This window comes from Psychromonas sp. SR45-3, from assembly GCF_014163575.1.
GTDB lineage: Bacteria > Pseudomonadota > Gammaproteobacteria > Enterobacterales > Psychromonadaceae > Psychromonas > Psychromonas arctica.
The window spans coordinates 86,926-112,996 of sequence record NZ_JACJDP010000005.1; the positions used below are offsets into that span (position 1 = coordinate 86,926).

15 protein-coding genes and 1 riboswitch are annotated in these 26,071 nt (G+C 36.5%); of the genes, 9 read left to right on the forward strand and 6 right to left on the reverse strand.

Annotated elements, in window-relative coordinates:
* Positions 1-195 precede the first annotated feature (195 nt).
* Positions 196-1,665, reverse strand: coding sequence for a fibronectin type III domain-containing protein (locus H5084_RS04715; protein ID WP_182689683.1), 1,470 nt, complete (start codon positions 1,663-1,665; stop codon positions 196-198).
* Between the two features lie 82 nt (positions 1,666-1,747).
* Positions 1,748-1,836, reverse strand: a riboswitch (cyclic di-GMP riboswitch).
* A gap of 406 nt (positions 1,837-2,242) precedes the next feature.
* Positions 2,243-3,112, reverse strand: coding sequence for an MYG1 family protein (locus H5084_RS04720; protein ID WP_182689684.1), 870 nt, complete (start codon positions 3,110-3,112; stop codon positions 2,243-2,245).
* Positions 3,113-3,503: 391 nt separating this feature from the next.
* Here H5084_RS04720 and H5084_RS04725 point away from each other — a divergent pair, with 391 nt between their 5' ends.
* Positions 3,504-4,088, forward strand: coding sequence for a hypothetical protein (locus H5084_RS04725; protein ID WP_182689685.1), 585 nt, complete (start codon positions 3,504-3,506; stop codon positions 4,086-4,088).
* A gap of 243 nt (positions 4,089-4,331) precedes the next feature.
* On the opposite strand, the gene H5084_RS04730 is transcribed toward H5084_RS04725, so the two are convergent.
* Positions 4,332-4,799: a hypothetical protein gene (locus H5084_RS04730; protein WP_182689686.1), complete on the reverse strand. Its 468-nt coding sequence runs from the start codon at positions 4,797-4,799 to the stop codon at positions 4,332-4,334.
* A gap of 556 nt (positions 4,800-5,355) precedes the next feature.
* On the opposite strand from H5084_RS04730, the gene H5084_RS04735 reads away from it, so the two are divergent.
* Positions 5,356-6,144 carry an LEA type 2 family protein gene (locus H5084_RS04735; RefSeq protein ID WP_182689687.1) on the forward strand — a complete coding sequence of 263 codons (789 nt, stop codon included), beginning with the start codon at positions 5,356-5,358 and terminating at the stop codon, positions 6,142-6,144.
* 155 nt (positions 6,145-6,299) lie between these two features.
* Here H5084_RS04735 and H5084_RS04740 read toward each other — a convergent pair whose 3' ends face one another.
* Positions 6,300-7,787 (reverse strand): MATE family efflux transporter, encoded by a 1,488-nt coding sequence (locus tag H5084_RS04740; protein ID WP_182689688.1) that lies wholly within the window; start codon positions 7,785-7,787, stop codon positions 6,300-6,302.
* Between the two features lie 492 nt (positions 7,788-8,279).
* Positions 8,280-9,866, reverse strand: a complete 1,587-nt coding sequence (locus H5084_RS04745; protein ID WP_182689689.1) for a polysaccharide lyase family 7 protein — start codon at positions 9,864-9,866, stop codon at positions 8,280-8,282.
* Positions 9,867-10,672: 806 nt separating this feature from the next.
* On the opposite strand from H5084_RS04745, the gene H5084_RS04750 reads away from it, so the two are divergent.
* The 6 genes from H5084_RS04750 to H5084_RS04775 all read left to right on the forward strand — a co-directional run bounded on the left by H5084_RS04750 (position 10,673) and on the right by H5084_RS04775 (position 22,638).
* Positions 10,673-12,724: a bifunctional 2',3'-cyclic-nucleotide 2'-phosphodiesterase/3'-nucleotidase gene (locus tag H5084_RS04750; protein ID WP_259396681.1), complete on the forward strand. Its 2,052-nt coding sequence runs from the start codon at positions 10,673-10,675 to the stop codon at positions 12,722-12,724.
* A gap of 560 nt (positions 12,725-13,284) precedes the next feature.
* Positions 13,285-16,494: a pullulanase-type alpha-1,6-glucosidase gene (gene pulA, locus H5084_RS04755; protein ID WP_182689690.1), complete on the forward strand. Its 3,210-nt coding sequence runs from the start codon at positions 13,285-13,287 to the stop codon at positions 16,492-16,494.
* A gap of 514 nt (positions 16,495-17,008) precedes the next feature.
* Complete coding sequence (locus H5084_RS04760; RefSeq protein WP_220485895.1) at positions 17,009-18,451, forward strand: alpha-amylase family glycosyl hydrolase; 1,443 nt, start codon at positions 17,009-17,011, stop codon at positions 18,449-18,451.
* A 643-nt stretch (positions 18,452-19,094) separates the two neighbouring features.
* Positions 19,095-20,369: a maltoporin gene (locus H5084_RS04765; protein WP_182689691.1), complete on the forward strand. Its 1,275-nt coding sequence runs from the start codon at positions 19,095-19,097 to the stop codon at positions 20,367-20,369.
* Between the two features lie 445 nt (positions 20,370-20,814).
* Complete coding sequence (locus tag H5084_RS04770; protein ID WP_182689692.1) at positions 20,815-21,627, forward strand: MalM family protein; 813 nt, start codon at positions 20,815-20,817, stop codon at positions 21,625-21,627.
* A 51-nt stretch (positions 21,628-21,678) separates the two neighbouring features.
* Positions 21,679-22,638 carry a glucokinase gene (locus H5084_RS04775; RefSeq protein WP_182689693.1) on the forward strand — a complete coding sequence of 320 codons (960 nt, stop codon included), beginning with the start codon at positions 21,679-21,681 and terminating at the stop codon, positions 22,636-22,638.
* Between the two features lie 161 nt (positions 22,639-22,799).
* Here the strand turns inward: H5084_RS04775 and H5084_RS04780 are convergent, their stop codons facing one another.
* The gene (locus H5084_RS04780; RefSeq protein ID WP_182689694.1) at positions 22,800-23,375 is read right to left on the reverse strand and encodes a hypothetical protein; all 576 of its coding nucleotides are present in this window, start codon (positions 23,373-23,375) and stop codon (positions 22,800-22,802) included.
* Positions 23,376-23,615: 240 nt separating this feature from the next.
* On the opposite strand from H5084_RS04780, the gene H5084_RS04785 reads away from it, so the two are divergent.
* The gene (locus H5084_RS04785) at positions 23,616-25,679 is read left to right on the forward strand and encodes an alpha-amylase (protein ID WP_259396682.1); all 2,064 of its coding nucleotides are present in this window, start codon (positions 23,616-23,618) and stop codon (positions 25,677-25,679) included.
* Positions 25,680-26,071 lie beyond the last annotated feature (392 nt).

Genomic DNA, 26,071 nt, shown 5'->3' on the forward strand with positions numbered 1-26,071 from the left:
ATTGTGAAATTAGTTTTATAAATTTAAAGATAAATCAACCAATCAATAGCAGGTATTGTTATAAATAACTTAACATGGGAACACATAAAAGTATGGGGCTGTATCTCAATTAACTTATGTTCTCAATTACTTCTTAAAACAAAAAAACCGAAGCGATTAAGCTTCGGTTATTAATGTTGAATCTTTTAACTCTGATTAGTTCAATGTAACACCAGCAAAGTTAAAGGCACTGTAACCACCTATCGTACCTACTGGATGAATATCAATATCTAATTCACCTTCAAATTCAACGTCTACTTGCATATATTTCCAAGAATAACCTGAGCTTAACTCAATAATCTCGCTTACACCGTTAATCACAACTTCAACAGCAGCCGTTTCTCTTGTCCAAGCACCCGCTGAAAAGTATAGAGAAGCTACATTAACTTGAGACTCACCACTTTTAAGTTTAAGTGTCACACCATTCTCTTCTTTCCAGCTCATACCTTTATAGCCAATAAAACTATTACCATTCTGGTCGGTAAAGTTATAACGTTTCGCTACATCATAAGTTTTACCAGAAAATGAGATTGACTCAACTTGCGCATCTGTAAAGTCATGATTTCCAGACTGCATATCATGTTTCATAAACTCTGCATCTGCAACATCAACTGTATAGCCTGCGTTTGTATCAACAGATAGAAGCGCTGCATATTTTACAGCCTCTACAGCTTCAACTTCCACTTCAGCTGTTATTGCATTGTTTAATACAATACCAGCAAACATTACTGAACTATAACCACCTTGGTCACTATCTGTAGTAATGGTAACGGGTGTAGATCCGTCATATGCAATAGATACTGAGAAGTACTGCCAAGCGAAGCCTCTTGGTATAGTAATCGTTTCTACTTCATTACCAACAGTGACAATCACACTTGACGTATCTCTGCTCCATACACCTGCTTGCATATACAAGGTCGCATTTTGTTCTTGGCCATTTCCTACTAAATCAAATGATAATTTATTGCCTGTATTAAATTTCATTAACGCATAACCATTAGTCAATTCAGTTCCATTTTGTTGGAAACTAAAGTAGTTACGGTCATAATAACCAACTTTTCCTTCGCTAACTGAAAATTGACTATTTGCAATGCTATCGTCGCTAAATTCTTCGTTATAAGCGGCTTCACTTCTAAATGAGTACAACTCTTTTTCACCCACTTCAATGACACTTGGTTTGCTTGTAAATTCATGTGAGATAGCAATATCAGTCGCAGTGTAAATTATGCCTGCATCTGTTGGAGTCTCAGTTTCAGTTGGAGTTGAAGTATCTGCTGGAGTAGTTGGTTCTACTGGCGTTTCTGAACTTGCAACTTCATAAACTTCTAAACATGACTCATCAGAAGTACTTTGTCCTGCTTGGTTAAATGCAGCAATACGGTAACAGTATGTTTGATTAACAATAACGTTTGAATCTGTAAAATTGCTAGCGTTAGCTGGAAGAGTAGAAACAATCTCAAATAGATTGTTTTCTTGAAGTCTTTTTTCAATAATGAAGCCATCTTCATTAGTAGAGTTATCGGTCCAATTTATTTTTAGGTTTTCAGCAGAAGCGATTGAACTACCTGCTAAAAGTGAAAATAAAACAAGAGATGATTTTTTTACGCTAAAAAGGTGCTGATTCATTTTTGCCTCCACAAAAGTGATCATTTAGCGTCCAGTGACATTGTATTATTTGTTTGAAAAGTGGAGGGATAATATTTACCGCCTCGGTAACCCCGCTACCATAGACAATTAATTGTCAACAGGCCGGTGGTTTTGCGTCCTAAAGTTTCCCTTAGTTTGCCTTTTTCTAGCTACAATATGTAAACATCTAAATGAGAAAAGTTTATAAGTATTCGGTAAATCTTTACCGCCCAGAAAATATAGAACATAAAAAAAATAATACCAAAGGAATAGGCAAATAATTTTAACTTTTATTTTATTTATCGTAAAATCAACATGTTAATATTTCATTTATTTTTAGATTAAAATTAACCAATCAAATATGCAGTAAAATAAATTAATACAGATCAATTTTCCGCCTTGGAGCAACAAATTCACCTTTCATGATGCGCATATATATTTGGCTCATTGAAGGAACGGCGATTAGAAAAGTCAGGTTGAGTAAAATAGTTAAACGTGGTGTTAAACGGTAGATATATTAAATAATCAGTTAACAAACGAGTAAAACACTCTGCTTGTTAACTTTTAACTCAAAATATTATTCAGAAAGTGCCATTGATGCCATTTTCATGGTGCTTTCAAAAGACTCAGAACCAGCAATAAATAATCCGTTATGACAAAACATTGCGTCAGCAAGGCCTGTTTCCTTTTGTAGCGCTGCATCTGATAACCCAGCCCATGATTTAGGTAACGACTTCCTATCTTCAAAAGAACCAAGTTCAACTGGAACAGTTTGAATTCTCCAATGCCCTGACTGAGATGGGTAAACCATAAATAATGCTTCTTTAGACAAAGTCAGCACCGTTCTTTTCCATGGTGTATATTGTTGCAATACAATAAGGCGAGGATCTTCTGCTTCTGTAATCGCTTTCGCTACAATAGCTTTAGCACTTATTCCACCATTAGCAGAGGCAATAAAACGAGATAGGACGATGTGAGCAAACTCAACCGCTTGGTCAAAACAACTATCAAAATCACCGTTTTCTTGCCAGGTAGGGTTAAACATCGAAATCGTTTGACTTAGACTAATACCTTGAGCAACCCCTTCTACATGCCCACAATCTATTGCATCAATAGTAGAAACTAGACCTGCGTCTACTGAATTCGCAACATCTTGATCATTATTACAAATCGTTAGCCCATACTTTTTCCAAATTAAGCCAAATGATGAATAAGGAATACCATTTTCACGCTCACCGGCTCCACCACGCTGGTGATGATCAAAGCGCCCCACTTCCGGATCATATTCACCACCCACATCAATGACTAAATCAGCCTCTTGAATAACATCTAAGTTACGTGTTCTTACCAGTTCAAAAGTTGGAAAGATAAATTTAAGGGCAGCGATACTGAAAACATCGTCTGCATGAAAGTTACCATTGTGCGTTGCTATCGTTATTTTTTTCATAGAGGTTATTTCATTACTTGTTATAGAAGAAAAAGGATAAGAAAGCATCAAATAATAACGCTTTAAATTGTGATATTTTTATTGTTAGTTATTCAAAAAATAAAAGCGAAATTCTACACTAAACTAGCGCATAAAAATAGGTTGAAATCTAGATTAGTTACACTCAATTAACCCTCAGTAATGCTTCTACTATCTATTGGTTGATATCAGTCAACCCAATAATTTATTAAATTGTTATCAATTTTAATAAGTAAAATAGATGGCCAAAAACGGGCACTTACATTTGTCATACAAAAGATAGTAAAAACGAGAAGTGAAGTCTATTTTTAGTCTGTTTATACTGGTTAAACCTAGGTAAGATAGGCATCTTAATTTGATCAAGGAGTTACAAATGAACATGTTGGATGAAGTGCTAAATATTTTGACCTATTATCATGGTGAAAATAATTTTAATATGAATCCTCTTGTGCCACAAGAAATCGAGCATTATGCACGTGCCATATTAGATATTCCTGACCAAGAATATATATTAGCCGCAATGCGCACCTCATTTACTCAGTTTCATAGAGGTTTAATCATTGGTAAAGACGCAATATATTGGCGCAATGACCATAAAATACTCACCTCCGTTAATCAATTAAGTTGGAAAGAACTCAGTCAGCAAAGAACTGAATTCCGTGCCCATAGGAGGACTGTGGCGTTAGGTAATGGTGCAGTTTTCGATAATATCGGCTCACTCAATAAAACGAGTACTATTATCAATATACTGGATTTATTAATTGATAAATATGATGCGCAAGATAATGACAGTGATGGGTTCGTCTTTGACGATGCCAGCTTAGCAAGATTGTTACAATCTATTCCAGATAATAAAGCCGCTATTAAAGCTGAAAGTGCAGAAAGTGCATCAAATGCTGAAACCGTTAGTTTTGCCTCTATCATATCAAGCATATTTAAAAAACTGCTATGCCGCTAATACATAACTATAATAGCCTGCCTACTATGGCTATTATAGTTATGAACAGGTTTAGATAAGTACGCCTTAAACATCGTTCCTTAATGGTTAATAGTCTGATAATAACGACAATGATTAAGCAATATTAACTTTAAATTAATTCATTGCTGATTCAATATTTGCTCACAAACTGGCACTCTATCAGCTACAAATGCGCGCCTGAATATTTACTATACTACAAAACAAATGTGTCATTACTTAACACTAAAAAAAGAAACCATGTGCGCCAGCTACACCACAAAAAACTGCAATTAAACTAATTGAAAGCAATATAGTATGCATCCATTGCAAATAGAAGAATGCTTTTTCAATATTCTTTTCAGCTTGTTGATGAAACCACCGATGCAAAATGAGTGGCTCCAAAATAAATAAGACTAAGGTAAAAATAAACCAAACAAAAATCATAATATGAATCCACCAGTTCATTGTTGCCCATGCATTCATAACATCTAGCATGTAAAAACCGGAAACACCTGTTATAACAGTTGTTAATTTAGCTTGAAAACCAAACTTTCCCTCAAGCATTTCAAATAGATGTAATTTATTATCAATAGACTTTGCACTACGAATAGAGGGAATCAAAACCGTAGTAACAAATGCAACACCACCAATCCACATCACAATTGCAACAATATGCAACGCTCTTGCAATGATAAAGCTATTGTACTCCATGACGACCTCCTGAAAGTTGTAAATTATAATCGTTTATATTTAGCCAACAGTAACAAAAATAGCTTTTTAATCAATTAACTAAGTAGCACATCATTGATTAAAAACAAACTTATCGTGAATACAGGAGTGATTCCAATGGGGTTTTATTTTTATACATGAATAAGCCCTGTTGACCTTCTGGTTTATTTGCAACAACCTATATTTATACCGACAAAGCTTGACCAGAATAGTTTTTTTGTAATTGTGTAATTGTGTAATTGTGTAATTCACTTAAATAAACAAAATTTTGTATAAGTAATGAGAAAATTGCTGTTTTTTATAACGAGTTTACAACCAGGTTTGGGCGTTTTATCTGTTTAATTCATTTAGTGCTTTTTATCTTGTACTGATGTCAATTCCAAGAACTAAGTATTGATTCTGTTATAATAAACATAGAAAACTATAAATGAACCATAAATGACAAGTTGTAACTCATGAGTTGGGAGTTCAACACAGCACTATTCAATAACAAGTTGTAAACACTGCTTTACTATCACTTAAATTAACAGGAAAAATTATGATTAAAAATTTAATGGTTGTTGCCATGATAACCTTAGTATCTGGATGTTCAACATTAACAGAAGGTCTTTTTAAGCAGCCACAAGTGAGTTACAAATCAATTGCACTAGGTCAAGTATCAATGGATCGTATTGAACTGAACCCTACATTTAATATTACTAACGAGAATGGTTATCCTATTCCTGTCAATTCGATTAGCTATGAACTTTCGCTGAATAATGAAAAAATGTTGAATGGTGAAACTGATAAGATAGGAACTTTACCTGCAAATGGCAATCAAGATGTCAGCCTGTCGATTGCACTGACTCAAGAAACGCTAACATCCTTACAGCAGTTATTATTTAAGAATAGAAAATTAGATTACCAAGTAAAAGGGAATGTAAATACAATCGGTCTAGCGATACCATTTGAAAAATCTGCGACTTTATATATACCAGAAGTAACTATCGCAGATATGAAAGTAGTTAATGCTAGCTTTTCGCAACTAGACATCGTTTTAAGTGTTGATGTAGACAACCAAAATGATTTCAATTTACCACTTGACGACCTAACATATTCAGTGTCCTCAAAGGGCAATGATTTGTTTAAGGGCGCACTGACAAGTCAAAAAATCAGTACTGGCAAAAGCAGCTTACAATTACCTCTAAGCATTAAACCGAGTGATATGTTTAGTAATGTATTTTCTATGCTAACGAATCCAAATTTACCGTTACACTTTGAAATTAGTTCACCGTTATTTACTAAATCTTATGATCAAACAATCAACCTTAGTAGCCTTTTGAAATAGTAGCCTTTTAAAATAGTTTAAAAGCTTGGTGTCATTTTTGATGCCTGTACCACTACAACCAACTTATAAAGAAATTATTGACCATTAATATTCATCGTTGATCCTGGCGATGAATATTATTTTTAAAGCATCGTGTTTTTACAAAACTAACATAATCAGATTTTAGTTGTTTCTTTCCCCTCAATAACTTCGATATCCTTTAATTGCTGTTCAGTTAGGCACTCATCGGTATCGGAACACAGGTAAATACGGCTAGAAGAAAATGGAGTTAAAGGTAGAACAGAATTAAGACTCACATCTTCCTCGCATTGCATTTTAGGATCATTACCTAATTTATTTAATATACGTAAAGACCAACACCATGCAATTAAACCGAACAATATAGACCCGACAGCTTGCCCTGCAACAACACCTAGTGCACCAAACCATTCTCCTCCAAAATAGACAAACGGAATTGTGCCTATTGTTGCCTTGCCTATATTCATCATTGTCGATGTAGTAGGGAAACCTAAATTATTAAATGTTGCATTAGCAATAAAGATTAGACCGTTAAAAACAAACACAATAGACAGCCATGTACAATAGAAACGAATCATCTCTTCGGCATCGCTCTGAGCGCCAAAGATAGAGATTATCTGATTTTGTATAAGGAAAAGAATCAAGGCGACAATAATTACGTATGCAGCAGTAAACTCGATAGCTCGTTTGCTAGTTAGTCGAACTCTATCATATAGCAAGGCTCCAAAATTTTGTCCAATAATCGGGCCAACAGCACCGGAGATGGCAAAGATCATTCCAAATGCTACCGGTAATAAACGCCCTATTACGGCCCACCCAGCAACAAACCCGTCTCCAAATCCAGCGATCATCATCGTGACATAAGCATTACCAATAGGCGTGGCGATATTGGTACTCATTGCCGGAATGGCAACATTAAAAATTTCTTTTTGATCCGCTAACCAATGCTTAACATTAAGTGTCCCCATTAGTTTATGTACTTTACTGACCCCATAAATAGCAACCAAAGCAACAGCAAAACGAGCAATAACTGAAGCAATAGCGGCACCGTGTAAGCCCAAACCAAAGGTAAATATAAACAACGGATCTAACAATGCATTAACACCTCCGCCAGCTAACGTTGTATACATTGCAAGTTTAGCATCACCTACCGAACGTAAAGCAGCACCTGCATTCATTCCCAAACATAAAATAGGCAACGAGGGTAATAATATACGTAAATATTCAACTGCTAATTGATGTGTTTCGCCTTTAGCTCCAATTAAACTCACTAATTCTGGCGTGAAGTACCAAGTTACAGCAGCCACTATTGAACTGATGATGAACCCTGTGACGAGTATGTTAATGACTAATCGCCGTGCTTTCTCTCGATCCTGCTGCCCGATGGCTTTTGAAACCAAAGCAGTCATTGCAATTGATAAACCAATACTGATAGAAGTAGTGAAAAATGCAATCGTGCCAGCATAACCGACCGCTGCAGCTAATTCCGTTTCACCTAACAAACTGATAAAGAAAAGGTCTGCTAAATCAACCAAAAATAATGCAGTTAATCCAATGGCATTAGTGGATGACATAACAAGAATATGATTAAAAATATTACCTGTAACAAACTTACCTTTTACCATTTGCGTACGACCATTTCAGAATGAATTTAATAAATTAATTTAAAGAAATGCTATTACAGCACTTTTAATGCTCTATTTGAATCAATAGATACAATTAAACTGCTGAGCCTAGAGGACGAATACTGCTGTTTTCACAATACAACTAAATATGAGAGCAAAGGTAGGGGTAAAATCTGAAACGATTTAAAATATAAACGGCCCTGCATTATTGCCCTTTTTGCAAAAATGCTAATGCACAAGCGATACATTTTAAGCGACAATAGTGATAAACCATTTATCACTATTGGTATTACTTCGTAATAGCAGTTTATTTGAAGAGCTAAACAATTAAAGCCTCTATGAGGGGTTAACGCTAGCATTTGAAATATCGCTACAGGTCCAAAGCAATTTAAAAGAGAAAGCCAGCAAAGATGCTGGCTTTCTATTCAATAGTAGGTAAACAATCAATAACTGATAGGCAATCAATAATTGATCGCTATCAACTATAGATGGTTATTTTTTGTATTGATCATGAGATGTTTTGATTTTGTAGAAAGTTGCTTGTACATAATCCTCTGGGTCACCGGTATTATTTTGATTATATGCGCCCACTTTGAAGTACATGTAACGACCACCTTGGTCATAACCACTTTTACTCATATCAACAACTTGAACGGCATCATCTTTTCCATCACGCTTAACCGTAACAGTCATTGTATTGCCTTCTACTTTAATTTGGTAAGAGAATACTTCACCCAACGCAATACCATCATCTACTTCACCACTTAAGTCACCTACTAAACTAAAGTAGTTATCTGATCCTTCGAGTGTGTTTTCATGTGCAAAGTAAACTGAACCAGTCTCTCTATTCGGTAATTTACGGTAGTAAAGGCGGATTGGCTCATCATCTTGATCATGGATTTGGCCTATAATGAAACGACCAACCTGACCTAATTCGCCTGTTGAAGTAGTATGATCAACTTTTAATGTCACATCCATAACGCCATCAACACCACCAGCAGCTTTTAAATCCGCTTCAGGAGCACTTCCGAATACCCAGTTATTTTTGTTAACACCTTTAGTAGAGATAGATTTATCTCCACGACGTAGCATTTCACGCATTTCAGTACGCGTATATTTAGTATTTTTAGAGGTGCGAGTACCTTTGACGAAAGTTTTAATGACTAAACCACCATCATCAGCGGTATAAAATAATTCTGGTTGTTCATAACCTTGGTTTAAATACCATTCATCAACATTATCTGGCTTACCATCTTTATCATGGTCAAAGGGTTGTGATAAGTACCATGTTGTTAAATCAAAGTTTTCACCAGGTTTGTTACCTGCTAATGGAACCACTGGTATTGTTGGTGATTTTAATGGCACATCCCACCAGGTTTTTTTACTACAATCAGAAACAGCTGAATCACATTTTAGAGGAACATGGGTTCCAAAGTCGCCTAATCGCAATGCTTTCATTTTTGCTTTTTCTTTTGCTTTTTTAACTTTTGCTGCTTTATCTAAAATTTTATTTTCTGCTGCATTTGCTGCAATCACATCAGCAGTAACAAATTCATTTGGAAGACAAGTATTAACCGCACAATTAACTGCATAAAACTCAGTAACACTGTTCCACATGTTTTTAGAATTACCGTGACCTACGTATTTAATATAACGTGCTTTAACTGCAGTAAATGGAAAACGTTCAATGGACGTTACTTTACCTGATGACTTCATACCTTCAAGAACAGTTGTCCATGTTTTGCCATCTTCACTTACTAATATATCGAAATTACTAGAACGTTGGTGCCCTTTAGAGAAAGCAATACGTACAGCATCAAACTCAGCAACTTGACCGTAGTCCAAAGTAGCGTAAGAGTTATCACCACTTGCGGACCAACGCGTTGAAATATCACCATCAATTAAACGATCTGGACCGTTCCCATCATGCACGCTTGATTCAGTTGTCACTACCGATAGTGGTGCTTGTGAACCAGCAAGGTTTATTGGCCCCATCGGTGCGTTATCAGTTGTCGCACAGCCAGACAACGCGATAGCAATAGAAGTACTTAGTACAAAACTCAATTTTCCGTTTTTCATTGTATCCCTTATTTCCTTGCCATTTAATAATTAAATAATACTTTTAAACCTGGAGGTGAGAATACTCTGCCATGCTTAAAGTTAACCTGTCTATTGGATTTTATTTTTCAACTACTAGCGTACCGTAAGATTTTATACACAGCATTGATGTTTGTTATAAAGTCTTAACTAGATCTCAATTTAGAGATTCAAAGGGTAAAGAAGTTAGATGCCCACCTCACAAAAACTCAACAAACAAAGCATTTTGCTTAATATAAAAGACAGTTTTTTTTAAAATATTCACTTGAAAATAGATCATTGAGGTCAATAAAAATGTATTAATTATAATAAATTTATGACTTGAATATAGATAACATCTCACACTCAATAATGAGTAATATACAATATAAAAACCTGCAAATTGACTCTACAGCTGATACAACTGTTATCTAATAAAAATGAAAACTTACTCTTTTGTATTACTAATCATCAGTTAAATTTAAAATTGATTTAACAACATTGGTTGTACATTAACACCTACTCAAAACAACACGACTAAATGTATCTCCTAATTTATCTAGTCAACAGACGGCTAGCTGAAAAATATCTCCCACATATTTTGTTATTCATTATGATTAAAGAAATAGTAAAATTCATTATTATAAACTTCCTCACGTTTTATCTTTATATACTAGTTAACAATCACCAGTGACCGATAGCTGTCATCAATAACTGCTTAAGCAAAGAAAATGTACCATTCTTCCACTTTCTACGAACGAATAACCGTTTAGTAACAGGCCCTTATTTTCAATAAAAAGGAATATACTTTGAATAAAACATTTCTCGCCGTAATGATTTCATCAACACTCGCAATATCAGGGTGTCAGTCTTTAGATAGTACCTATTCGGCACAATTACGTGTACTGGAAACATCCGATATCCATGCCAATGTCATGGATTATGATTACTATCAAACCAAACAAGACATCACCATTGGTTTAGCTCGTACGGCAAGTCTGATCAAAGCCGCACGTGCAGAATCTGAAAATACCTTGTTGGTAGATAATGGAGACCTTTTACAAGGCAGCCCGATGGGAGATTATATTGCCAGTGAATTTAAAAAGGGTAATGAGTTCTTCACCCACCCGACTCACAAAGCAATGAATTTATTAAATTACGAGGTCGGTAATATTGGTAATCATGAGTTTAACTACGGTCTCAACTTTCTAAACAAAGCAATTAACAAAGCAAATTTCCCTTACATTAATGCTAACGTTTACTGTGAATCCGATTGTTGGGAGGGTAAAAAAACAGGTGAGAACCTTTTTACCCCTTTCATCATCAAAAAAACACCTATTATCGATAATCAAGGTATTCAAAGAACCATTAACATCGGTTACATCGGCTTTGTTCCTCCTCAAATATTACAATGGGATAAACAAAATCTTGAAGGTAAAGTCACGGTTAAAGGGATCGTCGAATCGGCTCAAAAGTTCATTCCTGAAATGAAAGCACAAGGTGCAGATATTATTGTCGCCATTCCTCACTCAGGTATAGGCTCCAGCGAAAATCCAAGTGATATTCATGCTGAAAATGCAACCTACGCATTAACCACAGTAAAGGGTATTGATGCGATTATGTTTGGGCATAGTCATTCTGTATTTCCAAGCCAACAATTTTCTAATTTACCTAACGTAGACATTGCCAAAGGCCTCATTAATGGCATACCTGCGGTAATGCCTGGTCGATGGGGTGATAACTTAGGCGTGATTGATTTCGAACTACAGTACAGTCATCAAACATGGTCAATTAAAAGTGCTAAATCAGAATCACGTCAAATCTATAAACGCAATGAAACAGGTACTAAAGTAGCAGTTGTAGCTGCGGATAAAACTATCCATGATGCCGTTGCCGCTGAACATAAAGGTACTTTAGCCTTTGTTAATGCTCCGATTGGTAAAGCTACCAGTGATATGTATAGTTTCCTAACCTTAGTGCAAGACGATCCAACAGTACAAATTGTATCAAATGCGCAACTACAATATGTTAAGGATCAAGTCGCAGCCTCAGATAACAGTTCGCTTAAAGGTTTACCTATATTATCTGCGGCTGCACCATTCAAAGCCGGTGGTCGTCACAGCGCGGCTTCAGATGGAGACGCTTATGTGCAAGTGCCAAAGGGAGCGCTGACCTATAAAAATGCGGCAGATTTATACTTGTACCCTAATACCGTGGTAGCACTTAAAGTTACAGGGGCTGAATTAAAAGACTGGCTAGAATGTAGCGCCAATCAATTTAATCAAATCGACAAGCACAGTAGTGCCCCGCAATATTTAATTAACTGGAAAGATCACCGCACCTATAATTTCGACGTAATAGATGGTGTCACCTATAAAATAGATGTCACCCAAGCCAGTAAATTTGACAGTAATTGTGCAGTGATTAACCCAACGGCAGAGCGAATAGTTGGGCTAACTTACACCGATCAGCAAGGCCAAAAGATCACAGGCGAGCAATTAGAACAACAACAGTTCATTGTCGCGACTAATAACTACAGAGCCTTTGGTGGGAAATTTGCTGGTACGGGTGCTAACTATGTTGTAATGGAACAGCCCGATACCAACCGCGATGTACTTGCCGCTTATATCACTTCACAAACAAATACTCAGGGTGCGGTTAATCCATCAGCTGATAATAACTGGGATTTTGTTGATATAATAACGCCTACAAAACTTGATATTCGATTTGAAACTCAAGACAGTACAATGGCTGATCACTTCATCAAAACCTATGCTCAACGTTCATTAAGTAAAAGAGCAAATCAAGACGAGCTAGGTTTTGCAATCTACAATATTCAACTGGATAAAAAAGCGCAGTAAAGTATAACTATAGCCATCACCGTTTAAGATACTAAATCATGCTCTAAATGATTGCTTTCTTTAGGTTGATAAGGCGTTAAATTAGTAACGGAAAGTCATTCCGTTACTAATTCTATTAACTATATGAATAGATTGTCAGTAGGCCCCCTGTAAATAATTCTATGTAACTACTTATATACAAATAACCTTCGCCTTTTTGTTCACTGTGTCCCACCTACCCTGTCAATATTAATAAATGTTCGATTACTTAAGTGTCTAAAAAATAGTAAAGCTCACATATTTACTTGTTCCTAAGCCTTCAATAAGTGACACAAACTACATTTTAAATTTACAGCACTATTTATCACCCCTTCTACACCTCCTCAATATTAGATGACAATGGAGGAGGTCTGCCAATTAAAATCCCAATAACATAATGCTTGATACAAGGAAGATGAAGTAATAGTGCTTATGACTAGAACCACTTCACTAAAGGAACTAAGTAGCGCTTTCTTTAGGATCTGCAATAAGCCGTGATCAGCACTTCATTCAATATTTATTTATACCAATGGGACATCTATATGAAATTTAAACTCAGTACGTTAGCACGCTATACCATGCCTTTATTAATAGCTTCAACACTGACAGCATGTATCGAGAGTAGTAACTCCACTGATAAAATACCTATTGAAAAAGATCCAATTGATCAAACGCCTACAAATGCGATTAAAGCAAAGGAAAATGAGGCGGTGATCTATCTCATGTCGGATTCAGAAAACCGCTTAGACTCCACGTTACATGTCTGGAATAATGAGGCTTGTAGTGCCTTAGATGGAGAGAGTATTCAAGGGTTTGAAGTTTGGGATCAAGGTGTTGCTGCAACTGGTGAAGATGAAAACGGTGTCTATTGGGTCCTGCCATTATCAAAACAAACCGCTCAAGATTGCGTTAATTTCATTGTCAGAGCAAATGGCAGTCAGTCAGCTGACCTAAAATTATCCTTTGCCACTATTGCAGATCGTCAAGGCTTTGTAAGCGCGGATTTTACAACAATTCTAGATAATCCCAACGATGCTATTACCGTAAAGTTAGAAGATCTAAAAGGCGCATTAATTAATGCTAATACTATCGCATGGCAAGTGGGTGATGCCGCCTCTTATGAGCTTCATTACCTCGCCGATGGTGGATTTACAATCGACAATGCGAGTGGTGAAATACAGTCATCAACCATCGCCATGACACTAACAGAAACTTCGCACCTACCTTCTAATACAAGTAAACGCTATAACAATTACCGTGCCTTTGAATTTACTATTCCAGCTGAATTAACCTTACCCATTGACACATTAGTGTCAGGCCAATTAGTGCTCGTTGCTAAAAATGCCAAAGGTACAATCCTTGAAGTCACAGGCGTACAACTTGCACCTGCATTGGATACAATTTATGCCACGGGCGATACTGGTGCGCAGACAGAACAATTAGGCGCCATCGTCAATGGTGATAGTACAACATTTAAACTATGGGCCCCAACAGCAAAGAAAGTATCTCTTTACCTTTATGATCAAAATTTTGTACAAGTCGGTCAAGCTATCACGATGGCACGAAAAGCAAATGGCACATGGGCTACTGATGACATCCCCAATACCCTTGGCCTGTATTATCGTTATCAAGTCAGTGTTTATCATTCCGCGTTAAATAGCGTTGAAACATTACAAGTCACAGATCCATACTCTCTAAGTTTATCAGCTAACAGTCACTATTCGCAGGTAATTGATTTAGAAAACCAAGCCAAACCTAGCGGTTGGGATACTCAATCTATTACATCTGTTACAGAGCCAGAACAATTACTTATTTATGAAACACACCTTCGAGATTTAACCTCTGCAGTTAATGATGGAGGCTCAGATGCATTAGACGGTAAATACACTGCCATTACAGAGTCAGATAGAGCGAGTTATAAACAATTAGTATCACTAGCTGATAATGGAATGAATGTAATTCATCTGATGAATATGTTTGATATTGCCACGGTCAATGAAGATCCTGAACAGCAAGTTCAGTTAGATGACACGGTCGCTAAATTATGTGGAATAAATGACTCTGCAGCGATTTGTGATCAAGGAGTGAACGGCTCAATAATACGTGATGTACTCGCAGGTTATGATTCTTCAACAGGGGCAGCCCAAGCTTTACTCAACGACTTAAGGGCTTATGACAGCTTTAACTGGGGTTATGATCCTTTTCATTACACAACACCTGAAGGCAGTTATGCAACGAATGCAAACGGCATTACACGAGTCGAAGAATACCGCATGTTGATTATGAAACTACATGAGATGGGTTATCGAGTAGTGATGGATGTCGTTTACAATCATACCAACTCAGCAGGTACTAATGATAAATCTGTATTGGATAAAATAGTACCAGGCTATTACCAACGCCTTAATGCAGCAGGCGGAATTGAGACCTCGACCTGTTGTTCAAATACAGCAACAGAACATATCATGATGGGTAAATTAATGACTGATTCATTAGTTACTTGGGCAACTCACTATAACATTGATGGTTTCCGTTTCGACTTAATGGGACATCAACCAAAGCAGTTAATGATTGATGCACTTAATGCTGTTCAAGCCGTTGATGAAGATAATTACTTTTATGGGGAGGGTTGGAACTTTGGAGAGGTAGCTAATGATGCTTTATTTATACAAGCCACACAATTAAATATGGCCGGTACTGGTATTGGAACATTTTCAGACCGCTTACGTGATGCAGTTAGAGGTGGAGGCCCCTTCGATGGCGGTAGTGATCTACGTAAAAACCAAGGATTTGCCACAGCAGGATTATGGAACGAACTTCAGGAAGATATTACTGCAGCTTCACTCAAGTTAAGAAAAGATGGAGATATAATCCGCTTAGGCATGGCAGGCAACCTAGCTAACTTTAAATTGATAGATCAGACAGGGGTAGTTAAAAAAGGTAAAGAAATCGATTACAACGGTCAGCAAGCGGGTTATACCTTAGATCCGCAAGAGAACATATCCTATGTTTCAAAGCATGATAACCAAACACTTTGGGATAATAATATGTACAAAGTAGCGTCACAGATAACTTCTGAGCAACGAGCACAAATGCAAATATTATCACTCAGTATCAACGTGTTGGGGCAAGGCATTCCGTTTTTACATATGGGATCTGAATTATTGCGCTCAAAATCAATGCAACGCGATAGTTATGATTCAGGTGACTGGTTTAATACAGTCAATTTTGATATGAGCAATAATAATTGGAATGTGGGTTTACCAAGACAAGATAAAGATGGTGATAACTGGCCGTTAATCCAAACAATTATTGAAGATCCACAGGCTCAACCTACAACTGCGGATATTGAGTGGACCGATACACGATTTAAAGAACTTTTAAAAATTCGTACTAGTTCCCCTTTATTTAGCTTGTCCACTGAAGCAGAAATACAAGCACGCGTTGATTTCCACAATACAGGTGCAGATTCAATAACAGGATTAATCGTAATGAGTATTGATGATGGGGCAACAGCAGGTATAGATTTAGACCCTAAGATAGACGCCATCGTGACTATTATTAATGCGACTAATGAACAACAAGTGTTTCCCGTTTCAGACGCTAATGGCTTTACATTACACCCGAGATTAGTCGACAGTAGTGCATCATTTGCGGAAGGTACATTTACTGTTCCAGCCTTATCGACTGCGGTTTTTATTAAATCACAAGGAGAATCTCAAGGGCTGGGACTTGCTGTACAACAAAAGTAGAAAACACACTATTTCAATTAAAGATTTAAGTTTTTATTAAAAAATGACCGCTTAGATCAGAAACTAGTAGTTTAGATCAACTGGAGTAAACAATAATACTTTATAGCCTATATGGGTAGGCTATAAAGTATTGATAATAAAAATTTTAAGCGTAGACCACTTTAATGAGGGGTTAATAATCACGTACCTTTTCACAGGCTAAAATAAGCTCAGATATCAGATAAAAATGTAATAACACCTTACTACTTCTACTTCTACGCCCGCCGATTCAACCTACTAATATAGATATCGGGTGGATTGCTTCCATTATTCAGCGTTTATAATGAGACATATTCTAATAGAAAATAAATGTACTGTTGCTCTGAAAATTAATTATGATGAACGGGAGTAAAAATAAACTACATTAAACTTTTTCGTTTATATAAAAACAATAAAATTAAGTGATTGAGTTTAGGTAGGGTTGAATTTTATTTAGGTTTATTGCAACAAGCTGCAATAGCCAAGGAGAACTAAAATGATGTATCAATCTAACATGCACACTATTGAACTGGATATATCAACGTCCGAAGTATTGAAGAATCAAGACAGTTCAAAACGGGTAAATATTGAAAGTAACCAACTTGGTAATGAAAATGTAATTTTACATGCCTTTGATTGGTCATACGCAGAGGTTGCTAAGCAAGCAAAAATAATCAGCCAAATGGGTTATCACTCAGTATTAGTCTCACCACCACTAAAATCTTTTAAACATAAAAATGGCACAGAATGGTGGCAACGCTACCAACCACAGGATTATCGTATCATTGATAATCAGCTTGGTAATACCCTCGATTTCTCTAATATGATAAAACAACTCGCTAAATATGATCTTCATATTTATGCCGATATTGTATTTAATCATATGGCCAATGAAGCCTATCTACGGACTGATCTTCAGTACCCAAGTCAGGAAGATCTTCAACACTATGCTGATAATAAATATTACTATCAATCTTTGCTTCTTTTTGGTGATTTAAGTAACCCCTTGTTTAACAGCACACACTTTGTTGATGGCTTTGGTATTAAAGACTGGAAAAATTGCTGGGAAGTGCAAAATGGAAGAATAACAGGCGGCGCAGAAGACCCTGGATTACCCACGCTAAAAGTATGTGACTATGTGATAACACAACAACAGTCATACTTAAAAGCACTTAAAAGGCTAGGCGTAAAAGGCTTTAGAATCGATGCAGCAAAACACATGACACTCGAACACTTGCAACGCGTTTGGAGTAAAGATATCACTGAAAATATGCATGTATTTGGTGAAATAATAACCGATGGTGGTGCGACGGAAGAAGAGTATGAGTTATTTCTGCAACCCTATCTTGAAAAAACAAGCTTAGGGTCCTACGACTTTCCATTATTTAACACTATTTTTGACGTGTTTCAGGAAAATGGCAATATAGAATCACTGATCGACCCTTATTGTTTTGGGCAGGCGTTAGTAAACTTTAGAGCGATTACCTTTGTGATCACCCATGATATTCCCAATAACGATAGCTTTAAAGATTTGATTTTATCAGAACAAAATGAATACTTAGCTTATGCATATATATTAGGTAGGGATGGTGGTGTGCCATTAATATATGCGGATTTAAATACCAGCGGTATCGAAGGTAAAAATCAACAACCACGTTGGGTTAACGCTTGGAAAAATAAACGCATGCAACAGATGATTAAATTTCATAATTATGTCCATGGAGAACCAATGATCCCTATTTTATCTAACCAAGATCTGTTGGTTTTTGCACGAGGCGATAAAGGGATCGTTGTCATAAACAAATCCGATGCAGACATCTGTATCGACTTTCAATGGCATCGTGCAATGCAAGATATATTGACTGAGCAGCAGTTTGAAATTGAAGCAGACAAATTACATCTAATCTTAGAAGGAAAATCATATTTAATGTTAATTTGATGCTATCACAGACTATATTTATATCCCCTTTAGCATTCAAGGCTAAAGGGGTATCTACTTAGTAACTTAACAAACTACTAACCAGCAACCAGCAACCAAGCATTAAAAGCCTTTCTCTAGTGACTTGCAACGTTAACTTACAGGTCATTATTTGCCGATTGTGCACTCTTCTTTTTAGAATTAATTTCAATCTAATTTTAAGGGCTAATATTAGCAATTTATTGAGTTTTGATTTAACGCAATATTATCGTCATTAATGAATATTTAGTCGCGTAAAACAATTAGAAAGAGATTACAAATTTCGCTCAATTTTAAGCTCAAATGGTACAGTAACATTACCTTGATCACTCTTTTTCAGCCACCTCCTCCCTAAATACGTGACCCCTTCTACATTTTTATTTTAATGGCGTAACTCTACTCCTTCCCCCCCCCCCCTAAATAAAATAAAGGTGGAGGAAGTCAGCCATCTTTATCTCACCTAACATAGTCAGCGTTGAGTCACTTTGAAGGGAGGAAACTCCTAAACACTACCCTGTTGTTGCTTAAACTTTTTACTGTCTATCTAATAAGTTAAAGGAATAACGGAGAAATAATAAATAACCAATCGTTTTAAAATTAGCGAGTTAAAAATGGAGTTGATAACATGAAAAAAATAAGTTTAATCGCAGCAGCAGTATCTACCGCATTGCTTTCAAGCTCAGCATTTGCAGTAGATTTTCACGGTTATGCTCGTGCAGGTGTTGGCATGAACGCAGATGGCGGACAACAAATTGCTCACGAGAAAAATAAAATTGGTCGTTTAGGTAATGAGGACGATGTTTATGGTGAAATTCAGCTAGGGTCTGAAGTTTATAATGATAATGGCAAAACATTTTATCTCGATTCAATGGTTGCGATGACCTCTAACGGATCAAATGATTGGGAAAGTACCGGTACTTCTTGTGAGCTTGTCACTTCAGGGTCTGCTGATGCAGTAGAATGTAAAGATGACGCGCAATTCGCTTTACGTCAGTTTAACGTCCAAGCAAAAGGTTTAATTTCTGCAGCACCGGAAGCAACGTTATGGGCCGGTAAGCGTTTTTACCAACGTCATGATGTACATCATACGGATTTTTACTACTGGGATATTTCAGGTGCAGGTGCGGGTGTTGAAAACATTCAAGTAGGACCAGGCAAACTTTCTTTAGCTTGGGTACGTAATGACCGTAGTGATATTGTCGATAGTGGCAACAAAGGTGGTTCAGTAAACGTTAATACATTTGATATTCGTTATGCTGGGATTTCATTATGGGAAAAAGGTAGCTTAGAAGTTGGTCTTGATTATGCGATGGTCAATGACACTGATGATGTTGTTGGTGATCCACAAGATGGCGTTATGACAACTTTTGAATTTACACAAGGTTTAGATAATGGCTTCAATAAAACAGTATTCCAATACGGTACTGAAGGCTACAGTAAATCTTTAGCCTTTTACGGCAGCGGTAACTGGTATGGTGCTGAAGCAAATGACGGTGCTTCTGGCTACCGTGTAATTAACTGGGGTGTACTTGGTTTTGGTGAAAATATTGAGATGTTACATCAGCTAGTTTATGCCGTTGGTGAAGATATGTGGGATGGTCATGATAAAACTAAAACCATGTCAGCGGTTATTCGTCCTGTTTACAAATGGGATGAGAATCATAAAACTATCCTTGAGTTAGGTTATAACATTGATGACACAGACGGTGATAAAACCAAAAATAGTAAAGTAACTATTGCGCAAGCATGGACCGCAGGTTCAAGCATCTGGGCACGTCCTGAAATCCGTGTTTATGCAAGCTACATTAATCAAGACGCAGACAGCGGTGTTAATGCCTTTAACGGTGGTCGTGACGACAGTACTATGCAGTTTGGTGTTCAAGCTGAAGCTTGGTGGTAAGCCACTAAGTTATTAATCAACAACACAGTCGATGTCTAGACTGTGTTGTTTACTTCCTTAATTGAGCATTATCTTTTATCAAAATTAGATTTCTTAAAACAAGGCTTCTTGATATCTAAACTCCTGAGACCTAGACTCTTGAAACCTAGCCTTCTGAAAATAAGTAGAATGAGTAAAACAAGTAAATAAGCTTTTAAAGGGATATTATTTTTAAACCAACCAAATTTTTATCCATACAATTTTAAATCCAGCGACATGGATGATTTAAAAATAATATAAACTAATAATAATCAATGTTAACAAAGCTATAGAATGAAATAATAGGTAAGAATAAACACAAATCGTCTTTTCAAATACAGGTACAATAAACACTTATTATTGGTCACTCTTAATCAGTGAAGATATAAAGTGGCAGAAATGATACTCACAATTAGGATAATCAATCATGAAAAAATGGATAGCACCAATTATTTTATCAACTTTAATCGTAGGTTGTGCAAAAACACAAACAGTGACACTCGACGTTCCTCAAGAAAATAAAGTTGCATTGAACATATCAGAGATCACATGGTCAGCCTTAGATATCCCAACTGATATTAAATTTTCGATTGATAAGTCAAACCAATTATTGCTAAACGGAGAAAGTGCAGGCCCTATCGCCAGCTTTACTTTGCCTGGCAATAAAGGTTCTTTAGATATAGAAATTGAAACTTTTGTCGATAGTAAAAACACTTTTTATGCACCTAATATTGTTATCCTAAATAAAGCAGGCGACCTTATTGACCAAAAGCCCTTCAGCGACTTTACCTACGAGCCGGCAAAATTATTAGATAACGATAAATTTACCACTAAGTTTAATATCATGCCTGATATGAGCGGAGATAATCTAAAATTATTGGTCTTTACCACCGCAAAAGATTTAGCAGGTTCAACGCCAGTTTTGCACCCAGCAAAAGCCTTTGCCATTGCTAAGCATACAGTACAACCTATTATCGATGATCCGCTTGCTAAACATGTTGCCTATGGCAATTTAAGCTTAACGCTTACTAGCAATCAAGTTGTGACAACACGCATCATTAACACCAGTGATAATATTCCTGCTGGGATTAACCTTGAAAGTTTCTATAAAAAATCAATCCAAAATGCCGTTGCAAATGAAGATATTCCAAAGGCACTAAAGCTTTTAGAAGAAGCTAAAAATCTGCAAGTAGAAGGTGCACAAACAATTTTTGTTGATGCAATCAATAGTTATAAGTAAAAGATAAAAGGTAAATTTAAGTTGAAAGTTAACAAGTATTTAGGAGAAAATATGTCAGCTGTTGTAGTCGATCTTGGTGGCACTAATATTAGATTTTCGGTTTGTGATCTTAAAACTGGTGAATTGAACCAATTGGTCGAGTATGTTTGCGCTGATTTTGCCTCCATAGAGCAAGCTTTGTTAGCTTATTTCTCAACCTTGCATAGTGCAGTTAATGACCTTTGTATCGGTATTGCCTGCCCCGTAGAAAATGATCAAGTGACCATGACTAATTTAAGTTGGTCATTTTCACAAAAGGCACTTAAGGAACAATTAAACTTAAGCACTTTATATGTGATCAATGATTATACCGCGATCTCTATGGCATTGCCTTTCTTAACGCCATCAGATAAATTAAAAATTGGTTCGGGTACAGTTCAGGAAAATGGCAACACCGCTGTTTTTGGGCCAGGTACTGGATTAGGTGTATCACATATCATAAAAGTCGCTGATAAATGGATCAGTCTAGAAGGTGAAGCTGGGCATGTTAGCTTCACTGCAAACACCCACCAACAAGCGGATATTTTGTTTCAATTACAAGCTAAGTTTGGCCATGTTTCTGCTGAGCAAGTGATGTCAGGGCAAGGTATCGTTAATTTATATCAAAGTCTGTGTGACTTATCGCAACTGAACCCTCAATTTATTGAGCCTAAACAAATAACCCAAGCAGCACTAAACCATAAATGTGTAATAGCACGACAAACTTTGGATATCTTTTGTCAAATAATGGGCAGTTTTGCAGGTAATCTCGCCATGAGCTTGAACTGTACGGGTGGTGTTTATATTGCTGGTGGCATCGTGCCGCGTTTTCTTGAATTTTTTGAAGCCAGTGAATTCAGACAATATTTTGAAGAAAAAGGACGTTTAAAAGACTATTTAACGAAAATACCTACTTTTGTTATTACTCACAAAAATCCAGGTTTACTAGGTGCAGCAACTTACCTACGCCAAGAGTTAAAATACCTTCACTAATCAATAAATAATGTTCTAGTTTAAAATCAACGCCAGCAGATATTTTTACTGACGTTGATTGCAACCACCTACCTTACTATTGATAGATTAATTGATTGATGGATAGTTTGATAGTTTGATAGTTACCCATCATTAGCAATAGCTTGAGCCCGTCAGTGACCTTAAAGCTTAAAAAAGTTCACATTTATCGTAACACCATCACTTACAAACTCAACATATCGACTTGGATTGGCTTGTTGATATTGTGTCTCAGGGTACCACAGTAGCCTTCTAGGTGAAGATATTCTGCCCGAGTTCATAAACATAATCACTTCTCTATCAACAATATGAAACGGTTTGTTCTTAAGTTGATCAATAATATCAATATGTTTTCCTGCAATTTCAACCCAAGCTAAAACATAGCCATCCTTACGAATATTGAGTTGAAGTTTGGAATAATTATTTGCGGTAAAGAGCGCATTTAGTTGAATTTTGTTTACACTTCCCTTTGCTAACCATAAATGTCCCTGTACAGGCGTTGTATAGTAATTAACAACTTCAGAGCAAAACTCTTTACCTTCTTCTTTTTCGCCACAATCAAATAGATCCTGATTTTTATTTAATACATCAACAGACCACCCGGGAATATTGTCACCTAACATAGGTGATAACCAAGGTAAGCTTAAAGTACTAGGATAAGCTGTTAACGTAGAACAAAATAGACTACAGATTAGAGAAGTAAAAACAGTTTTTTTCATAAATGGCTCGTGGTTACTTTATTGTTGAATAGCTGGTTAACTGAATAACTATAAAACGCATTAACAGCATAACTAAATGATCAAGATGTTATTAGTTTACCTGTTTACATAAACAGAAGTATCACCCTTAAACCATTTATAATAGGGGTCTACTTTAAAAACCTGAGGCGTAGATGGACGGTTGATGTGTCAATAGATACAATTTTATATGATGTAATAAGGTAATTAAAAGAAGGTAAAATGATGAAACTTAATACTCTTTTTCTCACATTATTAATCAGTGCTCCGAACGTTTTCGCAGCCAATATTGCAATATCTACCACTACAAATAGTCGACAGTTTACACTTGAAGACGAACATCCCTTGGTTGTCCCGCTTTCAAAAGATAGTTACACCATAAATATCTCTGAGGTTAATGGAAAATGTGCTTCAGTAAATGCACAAAAAGTAAAATTTAATAAGCCTTTAGCATTAAATTGTGGTGAGCCAACAGAGCTTGATTTACGGGTCCGTTTTAGCGGAGATTATGCATTCACATTTAATGAAAGCCCCCCTTCCTTAAAAATTAATCGGCAACCTAAAACTTCACAAAAAACTACCTTTAAACGCCCTCTTCCTAATCTGCAGTGTGAAGTCTATTCAGGAAGCGCAGTTACTATTAATCTGGATAATCTATTCAATGAATCGACAAAATTACGTGATGCTTATTCGGGCCATATTGTCGAAGTTAAAAACAATAAGGTAACGCTCACACCTTCCCCTGATAGCGGTGGATTAGTGCTACTTGAAAAGTTGCCAACAGCAAGCACAGTTCAACAGAAACCCCCATTAAATTGGAGAAATGCAAATATCTACTTTGTTATGATTGACCGTTTTAATAATGCAGATACTAGTAATGATCAATCTTATGGACGTGTTAGCGACGGTTTAGATGAAGTCGGCACATTTCATGGCGGTGATCTTAAAGGTGTCACTCAAAAACTAGATTACATTCAAAGTTTAGGCACTGACGCTATTTGGTTATCTCCGATTGTCGAGCAAGTACATGGGTTTGTTGGCGGTGGAGAGAAAGGTAACTTTCCCTTTTATGCTTACCATGGATACTGGACACGAGATTTTACTAAAATTGACCAAAATTTTGGAAATGATGAAGACTTAAATGAGTTAGTCAAACAGGCCCATCAACGCGGGATGAAGGTACTACTAGATGTAGTAATTAACCATGCAGGTTATGCTACCTTAGCCGATCTTCAAATAGATAAAATCGATGTTGTGACACCTCAATCAAATTGGCCACCTCAATGGTCTGCTTGGAAGCCCATGTCAGAACAAAACTGGCATAGTTTTCACCAGCAAATTAATTATAAAAGTTCGCAATGGCAACATTGGTGGGGAAAAGATTGGATAAGAGCAACGTTCCCCGGTTATCAGTCACCGGGGAACAGCGATATTTCGTCCTCTTTAGCAGGATTACCCGATATGATAACAGAATCAACCAAAGCGGTAGCGCCACCTGAATGGCTACTCAATAATGCAGGTACTCGTGTTGCTAAACGGGCTAATTTTACTGTGTCAGATTATTTAATAGAGTGGCAAACCGATTGGGTGAAACGGTTTGGTATTGATGGATTTAGGATCGATACCGTTAAACATGTTGAACCCAGTGTCTGGAAAAGGTTGAAGTTAGAAAGTATTAACAGTTTAGAGACATGGCGCAACAATAACGGTGAATCTGGTTTACCCTTTTTTATGATGGGTGAAGTGTGGGGCCATACAGCTTATCGTAGTCCTTATTTTGATGATGGGTTTGACGCTTTGATTAATTTTGATTTGCAAAAGAAAATGGATAAAGGCGCTGCTTGTTTCAGCCAAATGAAGAATACCTACCAAAACTATGCCAATACGATACAGGAAAGCAAAGACTTCAATCCGGTCAGTTACATGTCATCACACGATACGGAGCTATTCTTCAGTCGCTTTAACTCTTTACAGATGCAAAGAAATGCGGCAAATGCATTGTTGCTCACCCCTGGCGCAATCCAAGTTTATTATGGCGATGAAGTGGCAAGAAAAATTGGTCCATATGCTGATGATTTTCATCAAGGCACCCGCTCTGACATGGTGTGGGATTTAGATAAAGATCGTCAATCCTTACTAACACATTGGAAAACGATTGCTAAATTTAGAAAAAATCATCCTGCAATAGGAGCAGGAAAACATAACGTTATCAACCAGGATAATGCTTATGTGTTTAGTAGAAGTTTGAAAGACGATACCGTTGTGGTTGCTTTTTTTGGCCATTAACCGATTATATCAATTGTCTCAGTGCAGTAAAAAGTGACTTAGTGCAGAGACAATTCATTTCTTTATTTATAAGTAGATATTTATAGGTAACTGCTTATAAAAAACATCTATAAGCTGCATCCAATAATTAATAGTCATAAATCAATGCCTATTAATACCCTCATGATGCGAAACCATTGCAATAACGCCATCAAGATAGCATGTGTATGTACATGAGTAACAATACAATCGAACTGTTCTAGTTCATTTAGAGATTAACAAAAGCCAACCTTGAATCTAGTTCTATCAATAGCCTTAACACCAGCCCTAAACGAATCAAAAAAACCAACCAAGAACTATTTCAATACACGAAACCTTTCAACAACATGAATAAGAAATGTTCACTTTCAATA